At 63.9% G+C, this 13,821-nt stretch carries 15 protein-coding genes; 7 read left to right on the top strand and 8 right to left on the bottom strand.

All coding sequences use genetic code 11. From position 1 onward, the window contains the following. Nucleotides 1–48: 48 nt before the first annotated feature. From Q8L25_RS25295 to Q8L25_RS25305, 3 genes are all read right to left on the bottom strand, one after another. Nucleotides 49–1,008 carry an IS110 family transposase gene (locus tag Q8L25_RS25295; RefSeq protein ID WP_308921843.1) on the bottom strand — a complete coding sequence of 320 codons (960 nt, stop codon included), beginning with the start codon at nucleotides 1,006–1,008 and terminating at the stop codon, nucleotides 49–51. Between the two features lie 327 nt (nucleotides 1,009–1,335). After that, on the bottom strand, nucleotides 1,336–2,364 hold the full coding sequence (locus Q8L25_RS25300) for an RNA methyltransferase (protein ID WP_308922026.1): 1,029 nt from the start codon (nucleotides 2,362–2,364) through the stop codon (nucleotides 1,336–1,338). A gap of 19 nt (nucleotides 2,365–2,383) precedes the next feature. Continuing rightward, nucleotides 2,384–2,725 carry a zinc ribbon domain-containing protein YjdM gene (locus Q8L25_RS25305; protein WP_065308841.1) on the bottom strand — a complete coding sequence of 114 codons (342 nt, stop codon included), beginning with the start codon at nucleotides 2,723–2,725 and terminating at the stop codon, nucleotides 2,384–2,386. A gap of 242 nt (nucleotides 2,726–2,967) precedes the next feature. Here Q8L25_RS25305 and Q8L25_RS25310 point away from each other — a divergent pair, with 242 nt between their 5' ends. Then, the gene (locus tag Q8L25_RS25310) at nucleotides 2,968–4,413 is read left to right on the top strand and encodes an NAD-dependent succinate-semialdehyde dehydrogenase (protein ID WP_308922027.1); all 1,446 of its coding nucleotides are present in this window, start codon (nucleotides 2,968–2,970) and stop codon (nucleotides 4,411–4,413) included. A gap of 22 nt (nucleotides 4,414–4,435) precedes the next feature. On the opposite strand, the gene dmeF is transcribed toward Q8L25_RS25310, so the two are convergent. Continuing rightward, nucleotides 4,436–5,401: a CDF family Co(II)/Ni(II) efflux transporter DmeF gene (gene dmeF, locus Q8L25_RS25315; RefSeq protein WP_308922028.1), complete on the bottom strand. Its 966-nt coding sequence runs from the start codon at nucleotides 5,399–5,401 to the stop codon at nucleotides 4,436–4,438. Between the two features lie 13 nt (nucleotides 5,402–5,414). Further along, complete coding sequence (locus Q8L25_RS25320) at nucleotides 5,415–5,693, bottom strand: metal/formaldehyde-sensitive transcriptional repressor (protein ID WP_308922029.1); 279 nt, start codon at nucleotides 5,691–5,693, stop codon at nucleotides 5,415–5,417. Between the two features lie 204 nt (nucleotides 5,694–5,897). Between Q8L25_RS25320 and Q8L25_RS25325 the strand changes: the two genes are divergently transcribed. Both Q8L25_RS25325 and Q8L25_RS25330 read left to right on the top strand, forming a co-directional pair. Beyond that, entirely contained in the window at nucleotides 5,898–7,466 is a 1,569-nt protein-coding gene (locus Q8L25_RS25325; RefSeq protein WP_308922030.1) for a methyl-accepting chemotaxis protein, read from the top strand. 41 nt (nucleotides 7,467–7,507) lie between these two features. Next, complete coding sequence (locus tag Q8L25_RS25330) at nucleotides 7,508–8,095, top strand: hypothetical protein (RefSeq protein ID WP_308922031.1); 588 nt, start codon at nucleotides 7,508–7,510, stop codon at nucleotides 8,093–8,095. Between the two features lie 5 nt (nucleotides 8,096–8,100). Here the strand turns inward: Q8L25_RS25330 and Q8L25_RS25335 are convergent, their stop codons facing one another. Then, complete coding sequence (locus tag Q8L25_RS25335; protein ID WP_308922032.1) at nucleotides 8,101–8,805, bottom strand: DUF2325 domain-containing protein; 705 nt, start codon at nucleotides 8,803–8,805, stop codon at nucleotides 8,101–8,103. Nucleotides 8,806–9,033: 228 nt separating this feature from the next. Here Q8L25_RS25335 and Q8L25_RS25340 point away from each other — a divergent pair, with 228 nt between their 5' ends. Together Q8L25_RS25340 and Q8L25_RS25345 are read left to right on the top strand one after the other, a co-directional pair. Next, complete coding sequence (locus Q8L25_RS25340; protein ID WP_308922033.1) at nucleotides 9,034–9,216, top strand: type II toxin-antitoxin system HicA family toxin; 183 nt, start codon at nucleotides 9,034–9,036, stop codon at nucleotides 9,214–9,216. Between the two features lie 8 nt (nucleotides 9,217–9,224). After that, the gene (locus Q8L25_RS25345) at nucleotides 9,225–9,608 is read left to right on the top strand and encodes a type II toxin-antitoxin system HicB family antitoxin (protein WP_308922034.1); all 384 of its coding nucleotides are present in this window, start codon (nucleotides 9,225–9,227) and stop codon (nucleotides 9,606–9,608) included. Nucleotides 9,609–9,629: 21 nt separating this feature from the next. Here the strand turns inward: Q8L25_RS25345 and Q8L25_RS25350 are convergent, their stop codons facing one another. Beyond that, complete coding sequence (locus tag Q8L25_RS25350; RefSeq protein ID WP_308922035.1) at nucleotides 9,630–10,976, bottom strand: glucoamylase family protein; 1,347 nt, start codon at nucleotides 10,974–10,976, stop codon at nucleotides 9,630–9,632. Nucleotides 10,977–11,054: 78 nt separating this feature from the next. On the opposite strand from Q8L25_RS25350, the gene Q8L25_RS25355 reads away from it, so the two are divergent. Both Q8L25_RS25355 and Q8L25_RS25360 read left to right on the top strand, forming a co-directional pair. Beyond that, nucleotides 11,055–11,480 carry a MarR family transcriptional regulator gene (locus tag Q8L25_RS25355; RefSeq protein WP_308922036.1) on the top strand — a complete coding sequence of 142 codons (426 nt, stop codon included), beginning with the start codon at nucleotides 11,055–11,057 and terminating at the stop codon, nucleotides 11,478–11,480. Beyond that, nucleotides 11,473–13,236, top strand: a complete 1,764-nt coding sequence (locus tag Q8L25_RS25360) for a chloride channel protein (RefSeq protein WP_308922037.1) — start codon at nucleotides 11,473–11,475, stop codon at nucleotides 13,234–13,236. Before Q8L25_RS25355 ends, Q8L25_RS25360 begins: the two co-directional genes overlap by 8 nt. Before the next feature lie 9 nt (nucleotides 13,237–13,245). Here Q8L25_RS25360 and Q8L25_RS25365 read toward each other — a convergent pair whose 3' ends face one another. Then, nucleotides 13,246–13,728: a VOC family protein gene (locus Q8L25_RS25365; RefSeq protein WP_308922038.1), complete on the bottom strand. Its 483-nt coding sequence runs from the start codon at nucleotides 13,726–13,728 to the stop codon at nucleotides 13,246–13,248. Between the last annotated feature and the right edge of the window lie 93 nt (nucleotides 13,729–13,821).

Here is a 13,821-nt window from a genome sequence, read left to right on the forward strand (position 1 = left end):
TGATTTGTTGGGCAGAATCGGTGGGTCGCGTAGATACTGTTATCCCCGTCAAGCGTTGTGCAAGGTTGGATCAAATATTTTTCCCGACCTGAGCACGCCGAATGCCACGTGCACCAGCTTGCGCATCATGGCGCCGATGATCAGTTTCGGTGCCTTGCCGGCAGCGCTGAGCCGCTGGCCAAAGCGCTGACCCCATGGTGTCCTGTATACGGTCACCATGGCTGGCATGTACAGCGCCTTTCGCAGGAAACTGTGACCAATCTTCGACATGCGTGGCTTGCCACGTACGCTCGATCCTGACTCGTGCTGGCGCGGGTCGAGTCCCGCAAACGCCACGGCTTGCTTGGCGTTGTCGAAGCGCTCGGTATCGGCATAGTACGACAGCAACACTGGTATCGTGCGCTCACCCAGACCAGGGATGCTGTCGAGCAGCTCGCGCTTATCGCGTAAATCCGGATCATCGTCGATATGGCGCTTGATGGCGCGAATGAGTTCCTTGATTTCTTTGTCGAGCCAGGCAATGTGATCCTCGATACCCTGGCGTACCGCTTCTCGCGCGACGTCGAGCCGATTCGTTTCCTGCAACCGCATCGCTTGCACCGCTTCGAGGCGCAGCACCAAGGCGCGCAGTGCCTGCGCGGCGGGCGACGGCGCTGTCCACGGCTGCGGTTGGCGCTCATGGGCAAAGTCGGCAATCAACTGCGCGTCGACCTTGTCGGTCTTGGTGCGTACCATGCGCGAGGCGCCAAAGGCCTTCATCTGTGCCGGATTGATGACACTGACCACCATGCCAAGTCCGGCCAGATATTCGGCAACCCCTTCCCAGTAAGTGCCAGTCGCTTCCATACATACTCTCGGGTTGCCGGCATCATGCTTGAGCAGCCATTCGCTCAGTGCAGCAAATCCTTTGTGATTGTTCTCTACTACCTTGTTACGGTGCTTGCCATTGGGCAGGCGCAGTGCGCAGTCCAGCTTGGCCTTGGCAACGTCGATTCCTAAATTAAACATGCTGTGGTCCTCTTGCGATCTACCTTGTGAATGCGGGCTACCGGCGTGCCGGTGCCAAAGATACTGTCCGATCTTGACATGGAGGGTGGGTAACTGGTGCGAGATCTACATCGCTGGCTTTGAGCCTAAGGGCGGATACGGCATCCAGTTACCCGGTCTTGATATGCCTACCAAGAATTTTGACAGCGGTCGATGTTGTTCGCAACACCACCAACCGCATGAGAGGAATAATACAAGGTCGGATTAGCGCACAAGCGCGTAATCCGACAACACCACGATCGGCGCCAACAATGTTGTCGGATTACGGCCCTGCGGGCCTAATCCGACCTACGCGGCCCGTATTTCAATTACTTTTCTGCCCTTGGCCTCACGCGCCCGCAACTGCCCGCAGCCGCCCTCCACATCCTGCCCGGCCGAATCGCGCAGCTTGGTCAGCACGCCGCGCTCGTGCAGGCGGGCGGCGATCGCGCGCGCCTGGTCCCAGCTGGGGCGCTTGAACGGCAGGTCGGCGATGGTGTTATACGGGATCATGTTCAGCACCGCATATTTGCCCTTGAGGAGCTCCACGATGCCGTCCAGTTCATCGTCGCCATCGTTGATGCCTTCCATCAAGGTCCACTGGTACTGCACCGGATAACCGGTCAGGCGCGCATACGACTCGCCGAACGCCACCAGCTCGCGCGGAGACAGTTTGGGTGCGCGCGGCAGCAGCTGTTCGCGCAGGTCCGGCTTCGTGGTGTGCAGGGACAGGGCCAGCGCCGGTTTGACACGTCCCTGCGGCAGGCGCTCGAAGGCGCGCGGGTCGCCGACGGTGGAGAACACCAGGTTCTTGTGGCCGATATTGCCTTCCGTGCCCAGCAGCTCGATCGCTTCCATCACATTATTGAGGTTATGGGCCGGTTCGCCCATGCCCATGAAAACGACTTTTTTCACCGGCCGCATGGTCCGCGCCAGCACCACCTGCGCGACGATTTCGCCGCTGGTGACTTGCCGTATCAGGCCGTCGCGGCCCGTCATGCAGAACTGACAGCCGACGGCGCAGCCCACCTGGCTCGACACGCACAGCCCATCGCGCGGCAGCAGCACGCTTTCCACCGTCTGCCCGTCGTGCAGGCCGACCAGCAGCCGCGCCGAACCATCGGCGCCGGGGTGGGTGCTGAGCAGCTTGAGCATGCCCCGCAACTCCAAGTCGAGCGCCGGCAAGGCGGCGCGCACCGGCAGCGGCAAGAAATCTTCGGCGCGGCGCCGGCCCTGGTCGTGCGGCTGCGCCTGTATCCAGTCGCGCAGCACGCGCTGTTCATGCAGGGGCTTGGCGCCCAGCGCGCGCAGGCGCTGGCGGATGGTATCGATTTGCATGGGGATGAACTGAAAGCGATCAGACCTTCTTGACGAACTCGGTCTTCAGGCTCATCTGGCCGAAACCGTCGATCTTGCAGTCGATATCGTGATCGCTGTCGACCAGGCGGATATTCTTGACCTTGGTGCCCATCTTGACGACGCCGCCGCCACCCTTCAGTTTCAAATCCTTGATGACGCTGACCGTGTCGCCGTCCTGCAGGATATTGCCGGCCGCATCGCGGTAGACTTTGGCGCCCTCTTCCACCGCTTCACCGGCCGTGGCCGACCATTCATGCGCGCACTCAGGGCAGACGAGGTTGCTGCCGTCTTCGTAGGTGTATTCGGATTGGCATTGCGGGCATGGAGGTAATGTGCTCATTCGTTTCTCTGTGTGGTGGACGGCGCCTGGCCGTAAAAGCCGACATTATAATTGCTACGCCGGCCATCGGCGGGCTTTTTTACGCCTTCATGCCAGCGGCCCGGCGACAGCAAACCTTCGCCCCTGCCGCTTTTCCGGCACGGTAGTACACTGGCGCTTTTCGGCTGCCGACTATCGCCCCTGCCAGGCAAGGCGCCCGGCCGGCAGCAAGACCGACTCACCACCGACAGGAGCTCCAAGCAATGACAATCTCCAGCTATCCCGATACCCGTTTGCTGATCGCCAATCAATGGGTGGACGCCACCGGCGGCAAATCCATTCCCGTGCTCAACCCCGCCACCGGACAGGCGATCGGCACGGTCGCCCATGCCAGCATCGCCGACCTGGATCGCGCGCTGGCCGCCGCCCAGCAGGGTTTCGAGACGTGGCGCGCCGTGCCGGCCGCCGAACGGGCCGCCATCATGCGCCGCGCCGCATCGCTGCTGCGCGAACGCGCCGTCGACATTGCGCAGCAGATGACCCGGGAGCAGGGCAAGCCGGTGGGCGAAGCGAAAGGTGAAATTCTGGCCGGCGCCGACATCATCGACTGGTTTGCCGCCGAAGGCATGCGCGTCTATGGCCGCATCGTGCCGTCGCGCAACCCGGCCGCGCAGCAGCTGGTGCTGAAAGAGCCGGTCGGCCCGGTCGCCGCCTTCACGCCGTGGAATTTCCCGATCAACCAGATCGTGCGCAAATTGTCGGCCGCACTGGCCACCGGTTGCTCGTTCCTGTGCAAGGCGCCGGAAGAAACGCCGGCTTCGCCTGCGGCGCTGATGCAATGCTTCGTCGACGCCGGCCTGCCGCCGGGCGTGGTGGGCCTGGTGTTCGGCGACCCGGCCGAAATCTCCGGCTACCTGATTCCCCACCCGATCATCCGTAAAGTCACGTTCACCGGCTCGACGCCGGTGGGCAAGCAGCTGGCCGCGCTGGCCGGCGCCCACATGAAACGCGTGACGATGGAGCTGGGCGGCCACGCCCCGGTGATCATTGCCGAAGACGCCGATGTGGCGCTGGCCGTCAAGGCCGCCGGCGGCGCCAAGTTCCGCAATGCCGGCCAGGTATGCATTTCGCCGACCCGCTTCCTGGTGCACAATGCCGTCAAGGCCGAATTCACCAGCGCGCTGGTCAAACACGCCGAAAGCCTGAAACTCGGTGATGGCCTGCAACAGGGCACCACGCTGGGGCCGCTGGCCAACGCGCGCCGCCTCGCCGCCATGGCGAAGGTGGTGGAAGACGCGCAGGCGAAGGGCGCCACCCTGGCCACCGGCGGCAGCCGCATCGGCGACACCGGCAACTTTTTCGCGCCGACGGTGTTCGCCGATGTGCCGCTCGACGCGAGCATCTTCAACGACGAACCGTTCGGCCCGATCGCCGGCATCCGCGGCTTCGACAGCCTCGAGGAAGCCATCCTCGAAGCGAACCGCCTGCCGTTCGGCCTGGCCGGCTATGCCTTCACGCGCTCGATCAAGAACGCCCACCTGCTGATGAACCGCATGGAGGTGGGCATGTTGTGGATCAACCAGGGCGCCGCCCCGAGCGCCGAAATGCCATTTGGCGGCATCAAGGATTCGGGCCATGGCACGGAAGGCGGGCCGGAGGCGCTGGAATCGTACCTGAATACCAAGGCCGTATCGCTGGTGGGCGTGTAAGCCGGCGCCGGCAGCGCGTGGCTCAGGTCCGCCGCACGATCTCGATGGTGCTGTGGACGATTTCCTCGTGGATGCTGATACGGGCGCGCAGCCGCGCCGCCGTCAGGGTGGGGTCGCGGCTGACCACCGACAGCGCGCACGCATACAGCTGCTTGCCGACGCGCCAGACGTGCAGGTCGACGACGCGCGGCGTGTCGCCGCCCTCTTCCACCTCCACCGCCTCGCGGATTTCCCGCACCACCGGGTGGTCCATCTCGCGGTCCAGCAGGACCGTGCCCGTCTGCTGCGTCAGCTTTTTCGCCCACAGCGCCACCAGCACCGCACCGGCGATGCCCATCACGGGGTCGAGCCAGTTCCAGCCATAAGCCCACGCGCCGGCCAGCGCGACGATGGCCAGCACCGAAGTGGCCGCATCGGCCAGCACATGGACATAGGCGGCCTTCAGGTTCAGATCTTCACCGTGACCATGGTGGTGATGATCGTGCTCGTGATGGTCGTGGCCGTGCTCATGTCCATGATCGTGGTGCCCGCCCAGGATCAGCGCGCAGACCAGGTTCACCGCCAGGCCGAAACCGGCCACCGCCATGGCCTGCGGATAATGAATCGCCTGCGGCGCGAACAGGCGCTCGACGGAGGCGGCCACCATCAGCACCGCCACGCACAGCAGCAGGATGGCGCTGGTGTAGCCGGCCAGGATTTCGATCTTCCAGGTACCGAAGGCAAAGCGCGGGTCGCGCGCATGGCGGCGCGAAGCGGCATAGGCAAACGCCGCCAGGCCGATCGCCAGCGCGTGCGAGCTCATGTGCCAGCCGTCGGCCAGCAGCGCCATCGAGTTGTACCACCAGCCGGCCACGATCTCGAGCGCCATGGTGGCCAGGGTGATCCACATGACGATGCGCGCGCGGCGCTCGGCCTTGCCATCGCTGCTGTCGAATACGTGCTCATGGGTCCAGGCGGACAGGTCTTCCGCTGCTTGTGCTTGCGTCATGATGGTCTTTCGCTTATTTGAGATAGGTGCGCAGGATGGCGACGATCTCGTCGGCGCCCTTGGCCCGCTCGGCGTCGCTGGCGATCGCGGGGCTGGCCACGTGTTCGCGCAGATGCTCTTCGATCACCTCGGCCATCAGGCCATTGACCGCGCCGCGCACGGCCGCGATCAGCTGCAGCATGTCGCCGCAGTCGCGCCCTTCCTCCAGCCCCCGCTCGATGCCTTCCACCTGGCCCTTGATGCGCTTGACGCGGTTCAAGAGCTTGTCCTTGTTGTGCGAGATATGTCCCATGCCTGCCTCCAATAAATACCATAGGGGGGTATGGTATCAGATTCGTCGCTGTTATTGAAAAAGTTGCTACCCTGACTCATACCGAAATTGATATTAGGCACTAATAATTATTGATTGGATAAATAACCGGGCGCGCTCTACCATCATCCAACCACAGGGGCATTGCCACCGCGCGGACCATAAAAATATCAGGAGACTTGTCACATGAAATTCAATGATTTGAAAATCGGCCGCCGGCTGGGCGTCAGCTTTGGCGCCATCATCGCCCTGCTCCTGATCCTGGCGCTGGTGGCGATTACCCGGGTCAGCGAACTGGGCAGCGAAATTCGCCGCATGAACGAAGACAATTATCCAAAAACCGTGCTGGTGCACGCGATCAAGGACGATGTGAACGAAACCATGCTCGCCATGCGCAATATCTTCCTGACCGTCGACGCCGAACTGGCCGCCAAGGAAGTGCAACATGTGGACCAGATCGCGCGCCGCATCGACACGGTGGTTGGCAAGCTGGAACGCTTGCCGGCGTCCGCCGAGGGCCGCAGCCGCCTTGCCCGGCTGAACACGGCGCGCCAGCAATTCGACGCCGTCAGGAAAGACGTGCTCAAGCTGGTGGCGGAAGAGCGCAAATTCGAAGCCAAGAGCCTGATGCTCAAGCAGCTGCAGCCGCGCCAGCAAGCCTATTTTGCCGCGCTCGAACAGCTGGTCAGCTACCAGACCGGCCTGATGGAAGCGGCCGGCCAGTCCTCGGTACAACAAGCCGAGCAGACCCGCCTGATCATTATCTTGCTATCAAGCGGCGCGGCGCTGGCCGGCATCCTGCTGGCGATACAGGCCAGCAACAGCATCACGCGCCCCTTGCTGCAGGCGCTGGGCGTGGCGCGGCAGGTGGCGGCCGGCGACCTGACCAGCACGGTGATCGTGGGCGCGCGCGACGAAACGGGCCAGCTGCTGCAGGCCCTGAACGCCATGAACACCAGCCTGCAGGACATCGTCGGCCAGGTGCGCGGCGGCACCGACACCATCGCCGACGCCTCGCAGCGCATCGCCAGCGGCAACCTCGATCTGTCGGCCCGCACCGGCCAGCAGGCGGGATCATTGCGCAACACGGCCGACTCGATGGCGCAGCTGACGTCGACCGTGAAACAGAACGCCGGCCATGCCCGCCAGGCCAACCAGATGGCGGCGCTGGCCTCCGAGGTGGCGGTGCGCGGCGGCGCCGTAGTGGCGCAGGTGGTCGGCACCATGGGCGCGATCAACACGTCGTCGAAAAAAATCGTCGATATTATCGCCGTGATCGACGGCATCGCCTTCCAGACCAATATCCTGGCACTGAACGCGGCGGTGGAAGCGGCGCGCGCCGGCGAACAGGGGCGCGGCTTCGCGGTGGTGGCGTCCGAAGTGCGCAACCTGGCGCAGCGTTCCAGCCAGGCCGCGCGCGAGGTCAAGGCGCTGATCGACGATTCCGTCAGCCAGGTGGCGGCCGGCAGCAAGCTGGTCAACGAAGCGGGCGCGACGATGGACCAGATCGTCGACAGCGTGCGCGGCGTGACCGACATCATGGGCGACATCAATGGCGCCAGCCAGGCCCAGGAGGCGGGCATCGAGCAGATCAACCTGGCGATCGCCGAAATGGACAAGGTGACGCGCCAGAACGCCGCCCTGGTCGAACAGGCGGCGTCGGGCGCCGAGTCCTTGCAGGATGAAGCAAGCCGGCTGGCGCAGGTGGTCAGCCGCTTCCGGCTGGAGCGCGGCGCGGTGATGCTGCGCTCGTAAGGCCATGCGACAATGTGTTTTTAACTGATCAGAAAGCAAGCATGCCCAGCCTTTGCGTTGAACTCGATGGCGCCCGCGTTACCACCATCAGCCTGGCCGACGGGGACATCGTCAATGTTTCGGTGCGTGGCGCGCTGGACAGAAATCCGAAAGCGGCACTGGACGCGGCCGGCGGCAACTTCGGACAAGGCGGACGTGGCTACCTGACTTGGGCGGAACTTCCGGTGCCGGCCGGAGCAGTGCTGAAAGTGACCCTGCATGAGGCATGCGAAAACCCGGACGTGGGCAAGACCTTGCAGGAACTTTTCCCTGGGGAAGAGCTGTCCACGCAAACCGATTTCACGCTCAATAATGAGATGGTCGCGGAAATACGCGCCCGGCCACAGCTGCACCAGGCATTCTCGGTGCAGGCCGGCACGTCACGGGGCGAGCAGGCGATGGCGGCAAGTGACGCCCACAACACGAGTTTCACCTTCCACGTCGTCTGGGAATACACCCGCCCAGACCAGGCGCGCGTGCATCTGGCGACGCACTGCCTCGACGACATCGTGGCACGACGCCTTGGCACTTCCCACCTGCAAACCATGCTGTCATTGGGCGACAGCGCCTCGTTCGTGCTGACCGCCTGACAGCGTCATGCCTGGCTGGCCAGCGCTTCCTTGCGTATGAAATGCATGGCTTGCGGCTGGTCGACCAGCACGCACTGCTTGCCGGTGCGCTGGCAGTGGTCGTGCACGCGCCAGTAGGCGTCGTGGCTGACGCAGCCGGTCTGGCAGATCACCAGGTCGGCCGCCACCAGGCTCGCTTCGAGCGCCGCCACGTCGTCGACGCCATCATCGCCGCCCGCATGGTGCAGGAAGCGCCCGCCGGCCTGCTCGATGGCCTGCCGGGCGGCGTTGGCGCCGTCGATGGCCTGGCCCAAGTCCTGTCCGATGCAGAGCACGGATTTTTCACGCACGCCGGCCAGCAGGTCTGCTTGCAGCGCCGGCTTGTTCGACAACGAAGGCGCCGGCACCCATTGCAAGCGCAGCAGCTCGCGCATCAGGTCCTGCACCCGTACACTGAGCCACTCGACGCGGCGCGCCAGTTTGACCCGTGTCGGCAAGCCGGGTGCGGCCGCAGCCAGTTCCGCCAGTTCTTCACGCGCCAGCGCCAGCCTGGTATCGCGGATCACGATCTGCGCCTGCGCGCGCATCAGCTGCGCTTCCAGTTCGGCGATACGCGCCGCCTGTTCGGCCAGTTGGGCGCTGCAGCGCGCCTGCGCCCGTCCATACGCACTCAGCAGCACGCGGTGCTCTTGCGCGATCATGTCCCCGGTACTCACCAATTTCTCCATCATGCCTCCTTTGCCACTAGCCCCCGGCCACAGTCCATTGCATTATAAATGAGAATCATTACTATTCATGTATGAGCCGTGCTCGCGGTAGGGGTATGGTCCGGCATTGCCCCCACACCCTCGACCTCAATTGACAAACTGTCCATTTTCGATGGCTTTCAAGGCTGGCAAACCACACAAAACTTACACAAACTGTGAATACGTGTGTAGTTTTTGTGTATGATTTACACCATGGACAGCGCATACCTTATCAAACAACTCCAATCCGCTGGATGGGAACATGTGTCGACGCGCGGCAGCCATCACAAGTACCGCCATCCTGGAACCGGCAAATCCGTGATCGTTCCGCATCCAAAAAAAGACTTGCCGATAGGTACTGCCAATTCAATATTGAAACAAGCTGACTTGAAATGAGGCGATAAATGTTTTACCCACTCTATGTATGGAAGGATACCAACAGCGCCTACGGCGCTACTTTTCCCGATCTGCCAGGCGTCCATACCGCCGCCGACAAGCAAGGTGATCTTCAACATGCGGCGCAGGAGGCTGTCGAAACCATGTACGAAGACGAGGACAGTATTCCCGCCGCCTCGGCCATCGAGCAATGGACTGGCGATGCGCAGTATGCGGGGGGTTTCTGGATGCTGGTCGACATCGATTTGTCGAAGGTGAGGACGAAACCGGTACGTCTGAATATATCCCTGCCGGCAACCCTGCTGCGCGACATCGACGTGTTTGCGAAGTCACGCCACCTGAGCCGCTCGAGCTTTCTGGCGCAGGCAGCAATGAAAGCCATGGCGGAATAGCCAAGCTCGGCGCATGCGCGCTTATTGCTCCGCCAGCCACTCGCCCGCAAACCCCGCCTTCACCAGCCCATCGCGCAGATAGGTATTGCCGCGCATCAACCGCCATGGAAAATCGTGCAGGTGGTTGTCCAGCATCAGCAGCACCGGCCCGTCGTTGATGCCGAAGCGGTAAGGCGAGACCCAGCGTGGGCCCTGCTTCGTGACAAACACCGTCGAACGCGCATGGAAGATGTCGTGCTGCTGCGCCAGTGCCGGCAGCACGATCTCGGGCGCGAACGGCAGCGCGGCCGCCACCGCCCATGGCGCCAGGGTGCCGTCGTCGATGCCATACGGTGCGCCACGGCCCGCATAGTCGCGGAAGCAGCGCCGCACGCCATGGGATTGCTGGGTGGCGGGACCGGGACCGTCGCTGGCGCTGATGCCCCAGCAGTGTTCGCCGTAGCCGGGAAAGCCGAGCGGATTGTCGAGCGCATAGCGCTGCTGCACCAGGGTCGCGCGGCGGCTGTTCTCAAAATAATCGAGAGCGTGGGCACGCATGAAATCGTCCTGGATGCCGTGCAAATCGAGCCAGGCATGCGACATCTGGTGGATGAACAGCGAGCCCGCGTACAGGTAATCGATGCCGTAGACGGACTTCCATTCGAAGCTGTCGGTCCAGGCATCGTAACTGGCCCGTTCGACGGGAAAGGTGGGCGAACCGAGCGCCAGCACGTACAGGATCAGCGCCTCGTCATAGCCGCGCCAGCATTTGCGCAAAAAACCCGTTTCCGGTTTCCAGCCATGACGCAGCAACTGGCAGCGCGCGCGCATCCACTGCCAGTCCACCCGGCGATACAGGAAATCGGCCAGCGCGCGGATCTCCAGTTCGTCCTTGCCAGCGCCATTGAAGTATGCGGCGGCAGCCAGCACGCCGGCGATCAACAGCGCCGTGTCGATGCTCGACAGCTCGCAATTCCAGGCGCGCCGGCCGTTGTCCATGTCGAGGAAGTGATAATAAAAGCCCTTGTGGCCGGTCGCGGCGGGCGAGTCGCCCTGCTCGCTGCCGGCAAAGAACCGCAAGGTAGCCAAGGTGCGCTCGACGGCATCATCGCGTGCCAGCCAGCCGCGTTCGACGCCGACGCCATAGCTGGTCAAGGCCAGGCCGACGGCGGCGATGCTGGCCGGCCAGCCATGCTTGTCCTTGTCGCGGACCAGGCCATTGGCCGGGTTGACCTGCTCCATAAAATAGTCGAAGGCCGCGCGCTGCACGGCCAGCAGCATGACCTGTTCGTCGACAAGATCGGGCGGGAGAGGAAAACTGGCCGGTTTCATGGAGGCGGGCGCGGGGCGCTTGGTGGCGATACAGGGCAGTATGGCAGCGAAGGCCAAATGTTGCCCACGGCGACGCGAACCATTTATATCACGTTGTGATATATTGAGAGCCCTTCCTTTTGCCGGAACCCCGTCATGCCACTCTCCCCCACCGCCCTGGGCAAAGCCGATTTCACCACCCTGTCGGAATTTCGCTACCAGATGCGCCGCTTCGAGCGCTTTTCCGACGATGTGATCCAGACCCATGGCATCACGCCGCTGCAATACCTGCTGCTGCTGCATATCAAGGGCTATCCGGGCCGCGACTGGGCCACCGTGGGCGAGCTGGCCGAGCGGCTGCAGGCCAAGCCGCACGGCGTGGTGGCGCTGGTCACGCGCTGCGAAACGGCCAGGCTGGTGCAGCGCCGCCACAGCAGCACCGACCGGCGCCGCGTCGAAATCCACTTGCTGCCCGAGGGCGAGGCCCTGCTGGCCAAGCTAGCGCAGCTGCACCGCACCGAACTGCTGTCGCTGGCCGGCGTGTTCACCATCCCGACCGTGGCAGGAGAGCAGCATGAGTAAAGTTCACTACGACAACCGGCGCGACTTCGACGGCCAGGCGCGGCTGATCCTGATCTCCAGCCTGGCCGCCGTGATCGGCGCGCTGAGCACCGTCACCGCCTGGGTGCTGCTGCACGCCATCCATTTCTTCACCAATCTGTTTTTCTTCCAGCAGCTGTCTACCTCGTTCATGTCACCGGCGGGCCATGCGCTGGGTGCCTGGGTCATCGGCATCCCGGTGCTGGGCGGGCTGCTGATCGGCCTGATCGCGCGCTACGGCACCGAGCAGATACGGGGTCACGGCATTCCCGAGGCGATCGAGGCGATCCTGTTCAAGAAAAGCATGATGTCGCCCAAGGTGGCGGTGCTCAAGCCGCTCGCCTCGGCGATCGCCATCGGCAGCGGCGGCCCGTTCGGCGCGGAAGGCCCGATCATCATGACGGGCGGCGCGGTCGGCTCCTTGCTGGCGCAGCATTTCCACCTGAGCGCCGGCGAGCGCAAGACCTTGCTGGTGGCCGGCGCCGTGGCGGGCATGACGGCGGTGTTCGGCACGCCGGTGGCGGCCTTGCTGCTGGCGGTGGAACTGCTGCTGTTCGAACTGCGTCCGCGCAGTCTTGCACCGGTGGCGATCGCCTGCGTGATCGCCGGCTTCCTGCGCCCCCTGCTGATCGACAGCGGCCCGCTGTTCCCGCTGCACACGGCCGTGCTGCCGCCGTCGGCGCTGCTGTCGTGCCTGGTCGCCGGCCTGCTGTGCGGCGCCATGGCGTGGTTGCTGTCGACCTCACTGTACAAGGTGGAAGACCTGTTCCACCGCCTGCCCGTGCACTGGATGTGGTGGCCGGCCATCGGCGGCCTGGCCGTCGGCATCGGCGGCTACCTGCAGCCACGCGCGCTGGGCGTGGGCTACGACGTGATCGCCGACCTGCTTAACAACCATCTCGCCGCCGGCGCGCTGCTGGCGCTCTTGGGCGTGAAAGCCGTGATCTGGCTGCTGGCGCTGGGCTCGGGCACCTCGGGCGGCGTGCTGGCGCCGCTGCTGATGCTGGGCGCGGGCCTGGGCGCTTTGCTCGGGCCCTATTTGCCCGGCAACGAACCGGCCATCTGGCCGCTGGTATTCATGGCCGCCACCCTGGGCGGCATGATGCGCGCACCCATCATGGCGGTCGCCTTTGCGTTCGAGCTGACCTGGGACGCCAACGCCCTGCTGCCCGTGATGGCCGCCTCGGCCGTGGCCTATGCGTTTACGGTGATGTTCATGCAGCGCTCCATACTGACCGAAAAAATCGCCCGCCGCGGTTATCACATCTACCGCGAATACGGCATCGATCCGCTGGAACGCCATAGCGTGGCCGAGGTGATGACGGCGCTGCCGGCCAGCATCGCCGCCGATATGCCTCTCGCCGAGGCCATGGCCAGCCACTTCGGCAGCACCCAGCGCCACCGCGCCTTTCCCGTCACGCGCGACGGCGCGCTGGTCGGCATGGTCGACCGCGCCATCCTGGAGCAGGGTCTGGCCTCACACGCCGGCATGACGGTGGGTCAGTTGTTCGGCGCAAACATGCCGGTGGTGGCGCTGGCCGGCGAAACCTGCCGCACCCTGGCCACCCGCCTGGCCGTGCACGCGCTGGAACGGCTGCCGGTGGTCAGCGACGCGCACAGCCTGCGCCTGATCGGCATCGTCAGCCGCAGCGACCTGGTCAAGCCGGCGCTGGGCTTGCAGGCGGAGGAGTGGCAGCGGCAGGCGGTGCGCACGGTGTGGCCGTTTGGCGCGCGCTGAAGCGGCGGCTCAGGACTGGGCGCCGCACTCAGGCTGCATGTTCTGCATGGCCGCCTTCATCTCTTCCGGCGTCACATCCTTGACGTGGCTGGCCAGCGACCAGCTGTGGCCGAAGGGATCGGTGACGATGCCGTAGCGGTCGCCCCAGAACTGGTTTTCCAGCGGCATCTTGACGGTGGCGCCGGCGGCGACCGCCTGTGCGAAGGCCCGGTCCACGTCCTGCACGTACATATGCAGGGTGACGGGCGTGCCCTTGAGCTTGTTGGGGCCGATGCTGCCATAGTCGGGAAACTCGTCGACCAGCATCAGGTGCGAGTCGCCGATCATGATCATGGCGTGCATGATCTTGCCGTCCGGCGTCTGCATGCGTGCATCTTCGACGGCATTGAAGGCTTTTTTATAGAATTCGATGGCCTCGGCCGCGCCGTCGCAGACCAGGTGCGGGGTGATGGTATGCATGTCTTGGGGTATGGCTTGCACTTGTGCTGTCATGATGGGCTCCTTGGGTTGAAACGCATAGGTCATCTCACTGTAGCGCCGTGACTGAGCAACTCAAGCCATATTGGTATTATTTTTGAATATTTT

The organism is Janthinobacterium sp. J1-1, from assembly GCF_030944405.1.
GTDB lineage: Bacteria > Pseudomonadota > Gammaproteobacteria > Burkholderiales > Burkholderiaceae_D > Janthinobacterium.

Excerpts from the sequence above, each read along its gene's own strand:
- Q8L25_RS25310 (WP_308922027.1), top strand. The coding sequence starts at position 2,968 with ATGACAATCTCCAGCTATCCCGATACCCGTTTGCTGATCGCCAATCAA.
- Q8L25_RS25335 (WP_308922032.1), bottom strand. The coding sequence starts at position 8,805 with ATGATGGAGAAATTGGTGAGTACCGGGGACATGATCGCGCAAGAGCAC.
- Q8L25_RS25355 (WP_308922036.1), top strand. The coding sequence starts at position 11,055 with ATGCCACTCTCCCCCACCGCCCTGGGCAAAGCCGATTTCACCACCCTG.
- Q8L25_RS25300 (WP_308922026.1), bottom strand. The coding sequence starts at position 2,364 with ATGCAAATCGATACCATCCGCCAGCGCCTGCGCGCGCTGGGCGCCAAG.
- Q8L25_RS25305 (WP_065308841.1), bottom strand. The coding sequence starts at position 2,725 with ATGAGCACATTACCTCCATGCCCGCAATGCCAATCCGAATACACCTAC.
- Q8L25_RS25365 (WP_308922038.1), bottom strand. The coding sequence starts at position 13,728 with ATGACAGCACAAGTGCAAGCCATACCCCAAGACATGCATACCATCACC.
- Q8L25_RS25320 (WP_308922029.1), bottom strand. The coding sequence starts at position 5,693 with ATGGGACATATCTCGCACAACAAGGACAAGCTCTTGAACCGCGTCAAG.
- Q8L25_RS25330 (WP_308922031.1), top strand. The coding sequence starts at position 7,508 with ATGCCCAGCCTTTGCGTTGAACTCGATGGCGCCCGCGTTACCACCATC.
- Q8L25_RS25345 (WP_308922034.1), top strand. The coding sequence starts at position 9,225 with ATGTTTTACCCACTCTATGTATGGAAGGATACCAACAGCGCCTACGGC.
- Q8L25_RS25325 (WP_308922030.1), top strand. The coding sequence starts at position 5,898 with ATGAAATTCAATGATTTGAAAATCGGCCGCCGGCTGGGCGTCAGCTTT.
- Q8L25_RS25340 (WP_308922033.1), top strand. The coding sequence starts at position 9,034 with ATGGACAGCGCATACCTTATCAAACAACTCCAATCCGCTGGATGGGAA.
- Q8L25_RS25360 (WP_308922037.1), top strand. The coding sequence starts at position 11,473 with ATGAGTAAAGTTCACTACGACAACCGGCGCGACTTCGACGGCCAGGCG.
- dmeF (WP_308922028.1), bottom strand. The coding sequence starts at position 5,401 with ATGACGCAAGCACAAGCAGCGGAAGACCTGTCCGCCTGGACCCATGAG.
- Q8L25_RS25295 (WP_308921843.1), bottom strand. The coding sequence starts at position 1,008 with ATGTTTAATTTAGGAATCGACGTTGCCAAGGCCAAGCTGGACTGCGCA.